Here is a 13,121-nt window from a genome sequence, read left to right as displayed (position 1 = left end):
CGATTTCCCGCGTCGTATAGGCAAAGAGATGATCGAAGGCGGATTCGATCAGCACGCCGAGCGGCACCAGAAGGTCGTTGCCCGAAGCGCGCAGGATGGCGAGGTGAAAGCGCGTGTCGGCGCGGGTGCGCTCCTGCAGGCTGGTCGCCGCGCCCATCTCGCGACAGGCCTGGCTGATCTCGGCCATTTGCTCGTCGGTGCGCCGCATGGCGGCAAAGGCGGTCGCTTCCGGCTCGATGATGTGGCGGAACTCCTGCACGGTCTTCAGGAACACCTCGCGGTCCGGCGACGTCGCGTACCAGGCCAGCACATCGCGATCGAGCAGGTTCCAGCGTTCCTTCGGCTCGACCCAGCTGCCGATCTTGGGACGTGACGCCAAAAGGCTCTTGGCCATCAGCATCTTGATCGCTTCGCGCACCGCCGAGCGGCTGACGCTGAAGGTCTCCGACCATTTCGCTTCATTGGGCAGGATGGTGCCGGGCGGATAGTCGCCGCGCACGATCCTGAGGCCAATCTCGCTGGCCAGAGAGGCATGGACGCTCGAGCCTGGAATGCGCGCCGCGTCGGGTCGGCGAACACCGGCCGGGCGGTCGGCGGAGGCCGCTTTCGCTGGCGATTTTTCCTTGTTCGGCTTCGCGTCCCGCATAGGTTCCAGAAAGTCCGGATTGACGAGACTGTCAAGCGCGGCAAGCGGCTTGCGCCGCAAAGCCGGCCGCTGTGCACAGATCAGCCCCTATTGCTCCCGCGGATCAGGCCTGCTTGACGTATTTGCGCCAGCTATGCTCCGGGCGGAAACCCAGCACGTCGCGCGCCTTGCGGTTGGAGAGCAGCGTCTCGTATTCGCCAAGCTCGGCCTTGACCGGCACGCCGGGGTAGAACCGCTTCAGCAACTCAGCAGTCGGCAGGTCGGACGATGTGTCGTCATTGGCGGCATTGAACACCTGATAGCCGAGCCCGTCCTTCTCGATGGCGCGCAGCGTGATCTGGCCGAGGTCGCGCGCGTCGACATAGCTCCAGGCGATGCGCTTGCGGAACCCCGGATCGGCGAACCATTTCGGAAACAGCGAATATTCATGCGGCTCGATGACGTTGCCGATGCGCAGGGCATAGATGTCGGTGCCGTTGCGCTGCGCAAAGGCGCGTGCCGTCTTCTCGTTGACGATCTTGGACAGCGCATAGCTGTCCATCGGATCGACATCATACTCCTCGTCGAGCGGGAAATATTTGGGATCACGCGGCTCGTTGGCAAACACAAGCCCATAGGTGGTCTCGCTGGAGGCGATGATAACCTTGCGGATGCCGAGCTTCACCGCCGCCTCGATGACATTGTAGGTGCCGAGCGCATTGATGCGGAACACCTCATTGTCGGTGGTGATCATGATGCGCGGAATGGCGGCGAAATGCACCACCGCATCGACCGGCTGCGGGCGCAGTGACGGGTCGAATTCATGCAGGCCCATGTAGCTCGACAGCGCGTTGAACACCTGCCCGCTATCGGTGATGTCGGTGATCAGCGTCCGCACCTTGGGATTGTCGAGCGGCCTGGTGTCGATGTTGAGCACCTGGCAGCCTTGCTCCACCAGATACTGCACGACATGGCGTCCCGCCTTGCCGCTGCCGCCGGTGAACATGATCCGCTTCGTCATTTTGCTCTCCACAACCTCTGGGATTTATGTGTATTGTCAGACAATATCGCAATCCGCAACCACCCTCGCCTGCAAAACGGCAGCGCTTGACATCAATCATTGCAACAGGACTTGAAGACATGAACACGACTGTCGCGAGCGAAAAGATCGGCTTCATCGGCCTTGGCCTGATGGGGCACGGGATCGCCAAGAACATCGTCGACAAGGGCTACAGCCTGACCTTCCTCGGCCGCAAGAACCGCAAGCCAGCGGAGGACCTGCTCGGTCGAGGTGCGAGGGAAGCATCGACCTCGCGCGATGTGGCGGCGGCATCGACAATCGTCTTCATCTGCGTCACTGGTTCGCGCGAGGTCGAAGCCATCATTCGCGGCCCCGGCGGCCTCAAGGAGGGCTTGAAAAAGGGCTCGGTCGTCGTCGACTGCTCGACCTCCGATCCGGTCTCGACGGTGGCTCTGGCAGCGGAACTCAAGGCGCTCGGCATCGATTTTGTCGACGCGCCGCTGAGCCGCACGCCGAAGGAAGCCTGGGAAGGCACGCTTGACGCCATGGTCGGCGCGCCGGACGCCCTCTTTGCCAGGGTGAAACCAGTGATCGAAACCTGGGCCGGCCGCATCGTGCATATCGGCGACACCGGCGACGGCCACCGCATGAAACTGCTCAACAACTTCATCTCGCTCGGCTACGCTGCGATCTATTCCGAGGCACTGGCATTGGCTGAGAAGGTCGGCATCTCGCCGCCGCGCTTCGACAGCGTCATCCGCAACGGCCGCATGGATTGCGGCTTCTACCAGACTTTCATGCGCTGGACGCTGGAAGGCGACCGCGACGCCCACAAATTCACCATTGCCAACGCCTTCAAGGACCTGACCTATCTGGAATCGATGGCGGGTGCCGCCGGCATCGCCAACCCGCTCGGCAATGCCACCAAGAACTCCTTCGCCGGCGCCCATGCCACCGGTCCGGCCGAGCAGTTCGTGCCGATGCTGGCGACGCATATCGCTGAGGTGAACGGCGTCGACCTGATGCCGATGAAGGATGGCAAGAAGCAGACGATTTGAGTAAAGCGCAGGCGCCGATCACCGCCGCCCTCGCCCAATCCCCTCATCGGTGTCGGCCAAAAGCTTGTGCACGGCGTTGCGCGCGGCGGCTGGACGCTGCAGGCGGATGTTCTTCTCGATCGCTTCATGCAGCTTCTGCGCCTGACGCTGATCGCCGACCTGCTGCGTCGTGAACGCGAAGAGATGGTCGAGCGCCGATTCGATCAGCACGCCGAGCGGCACCAGCAGGTCGTTGCCCGAAGCACGCAGGATGGCGAGGTGAAAACGCGTGTCGGCGCGGATACGCTCCTGCAGGCTCAGGGCCTCGCCCATTTCGCGGCAGGCCTGGCTGATCTCCGCCATCTGCTCGTCACTGCGCCGCATGGCGGCAAAGGCCGACGCTTCCGGCTCGATGATGTGGCGAAACTCCTGCACGGTGCGCAGGAACGCCTCGCGGTCGGGCGCGGTCGCATACCAGGCCAGCACGTCGCGATCGAGCAGGTTCCAGCGCTCCTTCGGCTCGACCCAGCTGCCGATCTTGGGCCGCGATGCCAACAGGCTTTTGGCCATCAGCATCTTGATGGCTTCACGCACGGCTGAACGGCTGACATTGAAGATCTCGGCCCATTTGGCTTCGTTGGGCAGGATGGTGCCGGGTGGATAGTCGCCACGCACGATCCGCAGACCAATCTCGCCGGCCAGCGAGACATGGACGCTGGCTCCCGCAAAGTGCGCGGCACCGGCCTTGCGCATGATGGCCGGACGGGCGCTGGCTTGTGCCTTGGCCCGGGCGGCACGCTTCTTTGACTTCTCGTCCGGCATCCACGTTCCAATAGGTCGGCCGTCTGTCGTCCGGACTGGTCCGAACCTACGCGGCACGCCGATCTCGTTGCCGAAAATCCAGATCATGGGCGCACCAAAGCCGGAGCCGGTTGCCCCAACCTATTGCGTCCGTTGAGGAATTGACGGGGCGCCCGTCACCGGGCGCCCCGAAATCGAGACCCTACTTCTGGATGCAGGTGTCGACCGTGTCCTTGGTGCATTCGTCGAGGCCGGTGAACACCGGATCGGCGACGGCCTTGCCTTCGACCAGGTCGATCATCACTGACGGTGCCTTGTAGCCCATTTCGAACGGCCGCTGACCGACCAGAGCAGTCACAAGGCCGTCACGGGCGATCGCCACTTCGTCGCCGATCGTGTCGGCGGCGCCGATGACGAAGTCGTTGCTGGCGATCCGGTCCTTGAGCGGCCCGAACAGATCGCGATAGGGCTGCGGTGCGCCAAACAGCGGCCAGCCGCCCATGATGCCGAAGGCATCGAGCTTGGGGTTGGCGGCGAGGATATCGGTCATCGCCTGCACGCCCTTGGCGCCGTCATCATTGGTGAACACCGGGCAGCCGGCAACTTCGGTCCAGCCACCTTCACCGGCAAGCGCGGCAAGGCCGTCCTTGCCCGACAGTGCGTCACGCATACCCTGCGCGCGGCGCAGGATGTTGTCGGCCGCAGGATTGCCCTCGATCGTGCAGATCGTGCCGCCCTTCGGCTTGCCCTTCTTGATGTACTCACCGATCTTCTTGCCCATCAGATAGTTGTCGGTGCCGAGATAGGTCTTGCGAAGTGCGGCATCTTCCTTGCTGAGGTCGGCATCGACGGTCATGATCGGGATCGTCGGATTGGCGGTCTTGATCGTCTGTGCGATCAGCGGCGCGTTGGATGGCGAAATCGCCATCGCCACCGTGTCGGCCTTGCTCAGCATGTCCTGGACGATCTGCGCCTCGCCAGCCTCGTCCGAGGTCGACGCCGGACCGGTGTAGAAGCATTCATATTCCGAGCTGGCATTTTCCTTGTTCCATTTCTCGCAGCCCTGGTGGATGGCTTCGAAGAACGGATTGTCGAGACCTTTCACGACGATGACGAGCTGTTTCTTGGCCAAAGCCGGCCCGGCACCCAACGCCATGGCGGCGACGGCGGCGAGCAAAAGTGTTTTCCTCATGTCAGTCCTCCCTTGAAACAGACGGACACGGCGTGCCCGCCACACAGATCGACCGGATGCGTGATGACAGACGTTCGTTTCGCGAGCGCTCGTGTCGCCAGGCCAGATCGATAAGCATTTCCAGATGCGGCTTCAGACCGGCTCGAACACATGGGTACAGCCGGAACCTCGACCGATAAACCTCCGCTGATTCCGTCAGGCGAACCGCCAGCAGGGATCGGCATAATCTCCTCCGACGCTTAGCTAATATCGGCTCGCCGCCAACGTCAATGCTATTTGTCCTACAAAACGGATTTTTAAAATAACCCGGACTTCAATTCGTCCGACAATTGATTGACGCGCGCCGGCTTTTGCGTAAAACAACGCTAACGCTGTTTCCGGGAGGAGCTGGGGAGAGCGGGCCAAAGCAGCGCCGGCATTCACGCCGGGAACAGCAGCAGGCCGCAAGGCACGGGGAGGCAAAGGCTGGTGGCGGTTCTCGAACTCACCAACATCTCGAGGCATTTCGGCGCCATCCAGGCGGTCAACGACGTTTCGCTGTCGATCGAGCCCGGACAGGTCGTCGGCCTGATGGGCGACAACGGCGCCGGCAAGTCGACACTGGTCAAGATGATCGCCGGCAATTTCCGCCCGAGCCATGGCACCATGCACATGGACGGCAAGGAGCTGATCCTGCACAAGCCGGCGGAAGCCCGCCAGCACGGCATCGAGATCGTCCACCAGGACCTTGCGCTCTGCAACAATCTGACCGCCGCCGCCAATGTCTATCTTGGCCGCGAATTGCGGCGCGGCGTCGGCCCGTTCCGCATCCTCGATTATGCGGCGATGTACAAGCGCGCCGGCCAGCTCTTCGCCGAATTGAAGTCCGAGACGCGTCCGCGCGACCTCGTCAAGCAGATGTCGGGCGGCCAGCGTCAGGCGGTGGCAATTGCCCGCACCATGCTGTCGCAGGCCAAGATCGTGCTGATGGACGAACCGACGGCGGCAATCTCGGTGCGCCAAGTCGCCGAGGTGCTGAACCTGATCCGCCATTTGCGCGACCAGGGCATATCAGTGGTGCTGATCAGCCACCGCATGCCAGACGTCTTCACCGTCGCCGACCGCGTCATCGTCATGCGGCGCGGCCGCAAGGTTGCCGACAAGACAATTGCGTCGAGTTCGCCCGAGGAAGTCACCGGGCTGATCACCGGCGCCATCGAACAGGTTTGATTTCAGCGAATTCCACCACGCACAGCAGATGAAGGTCGACGATGGCACTGACAATTGACCAGCCGATCGAACACAAGCAGCAATCCTTGGCCGCGCGGCTGTTTGCCAGCCAGACCTTCTGGGTGGTGATCGCCGTCATCCTGGCCTGCGTGTTCCTGTCGTTTGCCACCGACGCCTTCGCCACGTCGAAGAACCTCTATAACATCACCCGCAATATCACCTTCGTCGCCATCATTGCGCTCGGCATGACCTTCGTCATCATCACCGGCGGCATCGACCTGTCGGTCGGCTCGGTGCTGTGCCTGTCGTCGATGATCCTGGCCGTCACCATGCATGCCGGCTATTCGATCGAGGTCGGCATCCTGGCTTCGATCGCCACGGCGCTTGCTATCGGCGCCTTCAACGGCATCCTGATCGCCTATCTCGGCTTTCCACCCTTCGTGGTGACGCTCGGCATGCTGTCGATCGCCCGCAGCCTGGCCATGGTCGCCTCCAACAACACCGTCGTCTTCCAGTTCGGACCGGATCACGCCAAGCTGCTGGCATTGGGCGGCGGCGCCTGGGTGTTCGGCATCGCCAATCCGGTGCTTTACATGATCCTTCTGGCGCTGATCACCGGCTTCATCCTGCGCTGGACCAAGTTCGGCCGGCATATCTTCGCCATCGGCGGCAACGAGCATGCGGCGACGCTGACCGGCGTTCCGGTGCGCCAGATCAAGGTTGCCGTCTATATGATCCCGGCGCTGTCGGCAGGTATTGCCGGCATCGTCCAGACCGGCTGGCTGGGCGCCGTCACCACCAATCTCGGCACCGGCATGGAGCTGCAGGTGATCGCCGCCACCGTCATTGGCGGCGCCAATCTGGCCGGCGGCGTCGGTACTGCCTTCGGCGCCATCGTCGGCGCGGCCCTGATCGAGGTGATCCGCAACAGCCTTGGCCTGCTCGGCATCAATGCCTTCTGGCAAGGCGTGTTCATCGGCGGCGCCATCCTGCTGGCGGTGCTGTTCGACCGCATCCGCAATTTCCGCCGCAGCGAGTAGGCCGGGACAGTCCGTGACAAACTCCCTGTTCAGCCTTGATGGGCGGCTTGCGCTGATTACCGGTTCTGGCCAAGGCATAGGTTTCGCCCTGGCTCGCGGTCTCGCCGAACACGGCGCCGGCGTGGTGCTCAACGGCCGCGATGCCGCCAGAATCGACAGTGCGGTCGACAAACTACGCGATGCCGGCTTCAAGGCACATGCCTCGGTGTTCGACGTCACCGATTTTGAAGCGGTCAATGCGGACGTTGCACGCATCGAGGCCGAGATCGGCGCCATCGACATCCTCGTGAACAATGCCGGTGTCCAGTTCCGCGCTCCGCTCGAGGATTTTCCCGAGGAGCAATGGGAGCGGCTGTTCAAGACCAACGTTTCGGGCGCCTTCCATGCCGGCAAGGCCGTCGCCCGCAACATGATCCCGCGCGGCAAGGGCAAGATCATCAACATCGGCTCGGTGCAGAGCGAACTGGCAAGGCCGAACATCGCACCCTACACCGCAACCAAGGGCGCGATCCGCAACCTGACAAGGGGCATGTGCGCCGACTGGGCCAGATACGGCCTGCAGATCAACGCGATCGCGCCCGGCTACTTCCGCACCGAGATGAACCAGGCGCTGGTCGACAATCCGGAATTTTCCGGCTGGCTGGAAAAGCGCACGCCAGCCGGGCGCTGGGGTAATGTCGACGAGCTGATCGGCGCCGCCGTGTTTCTGGCGTCAAATGCATCCTCCTTCGTCAACGGCCATACGCTGTATGTCGATGGCGGCATGACGGCTTCGGTTTGAGGGGCTGGCGTCCTCCCCAACCGTTATTCGTTCCAGTGCCTATCGCTCAGTCTGAAAATCCACAGGCATCGGCCGTCATTCGCCCCCGCCGCACCCCCGAGTCTTGACGCGACCCCAAACTCAGCCGCACAATCCCGCTGCAGGCGAAGGGAGGCCAGTCGTCTGCGGGAGGAATACCCATGACGGAAGCGATCAGGCTCTACTGGGGCCGGTTCGGACATGTTTCTGTCCTGAATGTCGCAAGCGACTTCGTCACCCATGCCCATGTCGAGGCGCATCTGATCATCTGGCTGGAAGGCACGGCCGGGGAGATGACCATTGGCCGCGAAACGGTACCGCTTGGACCGCGCACCGCCGCCGGCATCAACTCCTTCCAGCCGCACAGCCATATTCTGTCGCGAGATGGCACACCCGGCCTCTTCCTCGCCTTCTACATCGATCCGGACTGGGCGCGGCGCCGCCGCGACCTGCCTTCGTCCGCGCCGCTGTTCTCACAAGCCGCGATCACGCTCGAGCCCTGGTTGCACCAGGCCGCCGCCAATCTGCTCGACCATCTCAGCGACAATGAGAGCATCGACGATATCGCCAATTACGAGATCGAGCGTTTCATCGATAGCGTGCTCGATGCCGCCGACGCCTCGGCGCCGCAGGAGGCGCGTGTCCGCATCAACACCATGCAGGATTTCCGCGTCCGCAAGGCGATCCAGCTGATGAAGGCCAATGTCTGCGAGCGCATCTGCTTCGACGACGTGGCGCGCAGCGTCGGCCTGTCGCGGCCGCATTTCTTCGCGCTGTTCAAGGAACAGACCAATCTGACGCCCAACGTCTACTGGAACACGCTGCGCATGGAGGAAGCGGTGCGGCAGCTGCAATGGTCGCAGGAGCCGTTGATCTCGGTCGCCTGCAATCTCGGCTTCACCACGCAGGGCAATTTCTCGCGCTTCTTCCGCGACCATGTCGGCGTGCCGCCGACGCTCTACCGCGAGGCCGCGCGGGCGATCGCCTGAACCAACTGCCCGCCGCGTGCGGGATAGCCATCAGGACCGTCGAGCATCGACCCGGAAGCGGACGCTCGTTTGCGCTCGGCCGAATTGCCGACCACCCAAGCGGGCATTGAATTACCGCAGCGCGCAAATGTTGCGATGACAGCGCTGTCTCTCGCTTGTTAGCTGGCGGAGCCGACAGGCTTCAGCATCAGCCGATATTGCAATCCCTGGATCTAGATTAGAATGACGTTACCATCAAAAGAGGTCTCGTCGAATGCCTCACGCGCCCAACCAAGAGTCCGAGGTACAGACTGAAGTCGACCTCTTCGAAATCTGGGCCGCCATGACCGAAGGCAAGGTGATAATGCACGAACAACCTTGAATGTATCGTCCGGCAGATCAAGGTCCACAAATACTACTGGTACCCCGGTCTTTTTCGCAACCACATCGCTCAGATCCGCAGCTGGCGAGTTGGTAGAAGGAATGGCAGTTGCGTCGAGATCGGGCAAGAGGTGGGCCATGCGTGTAACCGACGCGGAGCGCGACCAAGACAGGAACCGTCCGGCTGGGCCTTCCGGCCTACCGGACTGCAACGCCCTCTTCTCGGCGAGGATAAGCGATAGCTCGCTCTGCAACATCTCCAAGACGGCCGCCTGACTGGCTTGCCGGACCGACAAATGCGCTGCGAAACCATAGGCGATATTAGAGCCGTTCTGATCGGCCGAAATGGCGGCGATGACTGGCACGCCGAGGTCGTTCGTAAGATCCAGGAGCCAGGTGCGTCGTTGCCGCCGCTCTAGCCAATGCCGCAGATCCGAATGGGCCGGTTCATCAAGCGTTCCGAGCGACACCGGAGGACGTCTTATGCGCCCGTACCACCAGATAGCGACGGCATCTCGTTCCACAAGTTCCAGCAGCGCGGTGACCTGGGCAGCGGAGCGGTCAATGCCGGCGGCAAGACCATTGCTATCTGTCGGTCCCTCACCGAGCACGACGTTGACGATTGGCACGAATACGTCTGGGCCAGCGCGATTTGGCTTCGCCAAGCACCAGCTGGTGCAGTTGGAGATATGTTCCTTGACGACCGACCATGCGCGCGGTGAAATCAATTCACCTGGATTGGGACCATCTCGGAGCTGAATGTCCGAAAACTGCCAAAATTGGTTGGGCGCGATAGAACGTCCTGGCAGATCGATTGCACGCGCCTCAATAATCTGGAGAGCGTCGATTTTAGACGCCGCCGCTCGCTCCGCCATTTCGCCGAGACAAGATGCCAGCGCATTCTCGCGCGTCAGACCCCGTCCGGAGCCGAGTATCTCGGCTTTGCCAGCGGACTCCCGTGCAGCGACGATGAACTCCGCAGGAGCATCGGTATGGGTCAGATGAAGTAAATCGAAATTTCCGTTCACCGGTTCAGTACGCCCTCTTTGTGCCGACAGCCTTACGTGTTAGAGTCCCCTAAATTACTCTGAGCCATTCATTCTGGACTTACGGAAGCTTGAAAGCTTACCAGGGAGGTATGAGATGCGGCTTCGGACCATTCCTACCGTGAAGAGAGGCAGTGAGGACGACGGCGGCTCGCTCACTTTTGCAACAGACCCGTGCGCGTGTCTAAAGGTAGGAAAACTGATATACAGTGCGGCCACCAATCAAGCTGCATATGATGATTTTGTCGCGGACCCTAAAGCAGCCTTGGAGGATGCCGGTGTAGATCCGTCGCAATTGGCTCGATTGCAGATCAATATAGTTCGTGACGATGCGTCTACGGTAAACATCGTGATACCAGTGGTAAATGAGCACAAAGGGACTCTAGATATATATCTTCAGGAGTTGGGTTTCGTGACGATTATGGGGTGTAGGTAGAAGTCTCTGAAGCGGACATCCGGTGATTTCTGAAATGAGTTTGGCCAAGCAAGTCAGAAATTCCTCGCGTCTATGCCGATCAGAGACGAGAGTGATCTGGTCCAACCACTGCATCGCTGCGACCGGGCTAAAGCATGCGCCTTCCCAACGTGTTTCAACTATTTTCAGGAATGCAATCGTGGATGTATGAGCTTCGTCGTGGCGGGCACTCTTGGTCAACGCGAACGCATTCCATGCCAGCGGCTCGGCCAGTCCGAATGACCAGAGGGCTGAGCCATGATCGAGGGCTCGTTCATAGGCTCCGGCCATGGCAAATGCTTGAAGTCCGAAGAAGTGGAAAAAATCTGGCGTCGCAGGGTGAAGGTGAAACGCCCTCTCTGCATACGTAACAGCCGCATTGCCGTCACCATAGCAAGCGAGCCCCTCGGAAGCGGATATCAAAACGGCGGGGTCATAGGGGTCAAGCTCGACGGCGCGCCTGAATTCCTTTTCTCCCTGGGTGTAAAGCCCCATGCGGTAATAAGCCCACCCTAGAACGCCACGGTTCCTGGCATCCCACGGGTCAATCGCCACAGCATTCTTGGCCAATGCGAGTGCTCCGCTGAACGAAAGTGAGGTGACCTCGCTGCTAGGGTTTGCCATTGGCTGACAAAGTTGAATGGAAGCGAGCGCTGCGATAGGACGAGAAAATCCGGGATCCAAGGCGGCGGCTCGATGCAACATGGAGACAGCGCCGGCGAGATCGTGCGAACGAAAGCTTTCAGTCAATCGGTCGGCGTCCAACCATATGCTGTAAGCGTCATCTAGCTCCTTTCCTGCCTGACGATGGTCGGTGGCGATTGCGTATTCAACGTGACTGACAATCCGATCCAAATCGGCCAGCGACTCTGCAACAATGCCCAGGTTTTCATTGTCCATTCGCTCCGAAAGGAGATGCGTCCGATCGATGTTCCTGCTCAATCTGAAAGAAGCCTGCAGCCGCCTTTCCTCGACCCACATATTCATTGTGAGCGTGTAAGTCGCATCGAGGCGTTCGTCGGGGTGCGTTGGGAGCAACAACGCAAGACTGTGCGATCGTCCCAATGCACCCACCAACTCCTCAAACAGGAAACCAGCGAGCCCGTTGGTAAACTCCGGCGGCCCTACTGGTGGCCTGGCAATCAACGCTACGGAAGGCAGCCGCCGGCAAGTCAATGACCGGCCTGACGCCTGTCGGCTCAAAGCTTCGCGCTGGGGATTCTGCGCGGCTTCGGCGAGCCGCCGTAAAGCCAATGGGGGCTCGGAATCAAGATCACGTCTAAATGCCTCGCGGCATGCCTCATAGCGTCGAAGTGCTGCGGATGCATTGCCTTTGTCTAGCGCCCATCCAATCAAAGCCGAGTGGGCAGCCTCGTTTGTTGGCTCAATTCGAATGAGATACTCCGCCAGTTTGTGAAGGTCCGGCTCGCATCCCGTTCGAACGGCGACCGCAAGAGCCACGTCAGCCGAACGCACGAAAATTTCTGTTATGTACGTCCGCTCGATGCTCAGCCAGGCGTCGAATTCGGGGTCCGGAGAAAGCAGGCCCTCCAAGAGTCCACCATCCCAATGGTCCGCCGCAAAGAGGATTGCTTCGGGGTTCCCTTGGGCCAACATCTGTTCGACTATCCGCACATCGACGCGGAGTTCTCCCAGCTCGATTCCAATCGTGTCTCTTGTGGCTCGAAGGAGCTGTTTGGCTCTTGCTCCTAATGTGCGTCTGAGGTCGGCCAAGGTTTGGCGAAGCGAGTCGCGCGCTTGTTCGTCACCTCTGCCACTCCATAGCAATCCGCAGATTTTCTCTCGCGTGGCTTGCCCATCGCGCTGCAGCGCCAGAAAAGCGAGTAAGCAGACAGACCTTCGGGATTTCGGAGTCAGGTCGCGCCCGTCGCAATCGTGCAAGGCAACTCTGCCCAGCAACTTTAGGTACGGCCGCGTGTCTGGTTCAGTTGCTCCGACCATAGGTCACGACGCCTCACATCGTGTAATTTAGCTCAATATCATGTATCACGTCTTGGGTCTCCAGTCCTTTTCCGACAGCTACCGCCCGTCAAATCAGAATTTCCGGTTTCGAGTTTTCACGATCGGGGCTTCTTTTTTTCACGGAAGGCTCCGGACCCGTTCGTAACCTCCATGCAGTCTCTCAATCACGAGAGACCAATAACTAATAAAAGGAGGTTGACATGTTGTACTTTGCTTCTAACCAGAATACTCGCACCACTCGTACGGTTTCACTTGTAGTGTTCGGCCTTTTGGCGAACTCGATCGTGAGCGAAGCCGCCTACTCGAATACCGCCCCCTTCGTCGGCGTTCACAGTCTACGTGCCGACAATGGCGACTTCGATACCTGGGGTGACCCGGCGACTTCATTCGTCGCTAAAGCCATGGTGGACCCTGTCCAGGCAGGGACCATCGGGAACGCCGGCGCCGAGTCGACGTCCAAGTGTCTCGGGGTGAGCCCACGACTGTATGACCCTGTCAGTCCCAACTGCCGGAACTGAGGTCCAGAAAGGGGCGGTCTATAGCACCGCCCCTTTCTAGCCAGGTG

Annotated in this window: 11 protein-coding genes; 5 read left to right on the top strand and 6 right to left on the bottom strand. The window is 60.7% G+C overall.

The genetic code is table 11. The features are described from left to right. Both EN993_RS21290 and EN993_RS21285 read right to left on the bottom strand, forming a co-directional pair. A partial coding sequence (locus tag EN993_RS21290; protein ID WP_164757741.1) for a FadR/GntR family transcriptional regulator occupies nucleotides 1-646 on the bottom strand: 646 nt, incomplete at its 3' end. Nucleotides 647-749: 103 nt separating this feature from the next. Further along, nucleotides 750-1,646 (bottom strand): NAD(P)-dependent oxidoreductase, encoded by an 897-nt coding sequence (locus EN993_RS21285; protein ID WP_126069630.1) that lies wholly within the window; start codon nucleotides 1,644-1,646, stop codon nucleotides 750-752. A gap of 119 nt (nucleotides 1,647-1,765) precedes the next feature. Here EN993_RS21285 and EN993_RS21280 point away from each other — a divergent pair, with 119 nt between their 5' ends. Beyond that, a complete protein-coding gene (locus tag EN993_RS21280; protein ID WP_127264738.1) occupies nucleotides 1,766-2,704 on the top strand; it encodes an NAD(P)-dependent oxidoreductase in 939 nt (312 codons plus the stop codon). 18 nt (nucleotides 2,705-2,722) lie between these two features. Here the strand turns inward: EN993_RS21280 and EN993_RS21275 are convergent, their stop codons facing one another. Beyond that, the gene (locus EN993_RS21275) at nucleotides 2,723-3,505 is read right to left on the bottom strand and encodes a FadR/GntR family transcriptional regulator (RefSeq protein ID WP_127264737.1); all 783 of its coding nucleotides are present in this window, start codon (nucleotides 3,503-3,505) and stop codon (nucleotides 2,723-2,725) included. Nucleotides 3,506-3,686: 181 nt separating this feature from the next. Further along, nucleotides 3,687-4,676 (bottom strand): sugar-binding protein, encoded by a 990-nt coding sequence (locus EN993_RS21270; RefSeq protein ID WP_127264736.1) that lies wholly within the window; start codon nucleotides 4,674-4,676, stop codon nucleotides 3,687-3,689. Nucleotides 4,677-5,144: 468 nt separating this feature from the next. On the opposite strand from EN993_RS21270, the gene EN993_RS21265 reads away from it, so the two are divergent. The 4 genes from EN993_RS21265 (at nucleotide 5,145) to EN993_RS21250 (ending at nucleotide 8,713) form a co-directional block, all read left to right on the top strand. Beyond that, a complete protein-coding gene (locus EN993_RS21265; protein ID WP_109661049.1) occupies nucleotides 5,145-5,885 on the top strand; it encodes an ATP-binding cassette domain-containing protein in 741 nt (246 codons plus the stop codon). Between the two features lie 41 nt (nucleotides 5,886-5,926). Further along, entirely contained in the window at nucleotides 5,927-6,925 is a 999-nt protein-coding gene (locus EN993_RS21260) for an ABC transporter permease (RefSeq protein ID WP_127264735.1), read from the top strand. A gap of 13 nt (nucleotides 6,926-6,938) precedes the next feature. Continuing rightward, nucleotides 6,939-7,706, top strand: a complete 768-nt coding sequence (locus EN993_RS21255) for an SDR family oxidoreductase (RefSeq protein WP_127264734.1) — start codon at nucleotides 6,939-6,941, stop codon at nucleotides 7,704-7,706. Nucleotides 7,707-7,885: 179 nt separating this feature from the next. Further along, entirely contained in the window at nucleotides 7,886-8,713 is an 828-nt protein-coding gene (locus EN993_RS21250; RefSeq protein WP_127264733.1) for an AraC family transcriptional regulator, read from the top strand. Between the two features lie 212 nt (nucleotides 8,714-8,925). On the opposite strand, the gene EN993_RS21245 is transcribed toward EN993_RS21250, so the two are convergent. Then, the gene (locus EN993_RS21245) at nucleotides 8,926-10,101 is read right to left on the bottom strand and encodes a YcaO-like family protein (RefSeq protein WP_126069636.1); all 1,176 of its coding nucleotides are present in this window, start codon (nucleotides 10,099-10,101) and stop codon (nucleotides 8,926-8,928) included. A gap of 400 nt (nucleotides 10,102-10,501) precedes the next feature. Then, on the bottom strand, nucleotides 10,502-12,208 hold the full coding sequence (locus EN993_RS21240; protein ID WP_164757740.1) for a BTAD domain-containing putative transcriptional regulator: 1,707 nt from the start codon (nucleotides 12,206-12,208) through the stop codon (nucleotides 10,502-10,504). Between the last annotated feature and the right edge of the window lie 913 nt (nucleotides 12,209-13,121).

The organism is Mesorhizobium sp. M7D.F.Ca.US.004.01.2.1 (genome assembly GCF_003997785.1).
GTDB lineage: Bacteria > Pseudomonadota > Alphaproteobacteria > Rhizobiales > Rhizobiaceae > Mesorhizobium > Mesorhizobium loti.
The sequence above is the reverse complement of the archived record's forward strand: the minus strand, read 5'-3'. Positions and strand labels throughout refer to the sequence as shown.

Coding starts and splice junctions, on each gene's coding strand:
- EN993_RS21270 (WP_127264736.1), bottom strand. CDS start 4,676: ATGAGGAAAACACTTTTGCTCGCCGCCGTCGCCGCCATGGCGTTGGGT.
- EN993_RS21260 (WP_127264735.1), top strand. CDS start 5,927: ATGGCACTGACAATTGACCAGCCGATCGAACACAAGCAGCAATCCTTG.
- EN993_RS21250 (WP_127264733.1), top strand. CDS start 7,886: ATGACGGAAGCGATCAGGCTCTACTGGGGCCGGTTCGGACATGTTTCT.
- EN993_RS21275 (WP_127264737.1), bottom strand. CDS start 3,505: ATGCCGGACGAGAAGTCAAAGAAGCGTGCCGCCCGGGCCAAGGCACAA.
- EN993_RS21285 (WP_126069630.1), bottom strand. CDS start 1,646: ATGACGAAGCGGATCATGTTCACCGGCGGCAGCGGCAAGGCGGGACGC.
- EN993_RS21280 (WP_127264738.1), top strand. CDS start 1,766: ATGAACACGACTGTCGCGAGCGAAAAGATCGGCTTCATCGGCCTTGGC.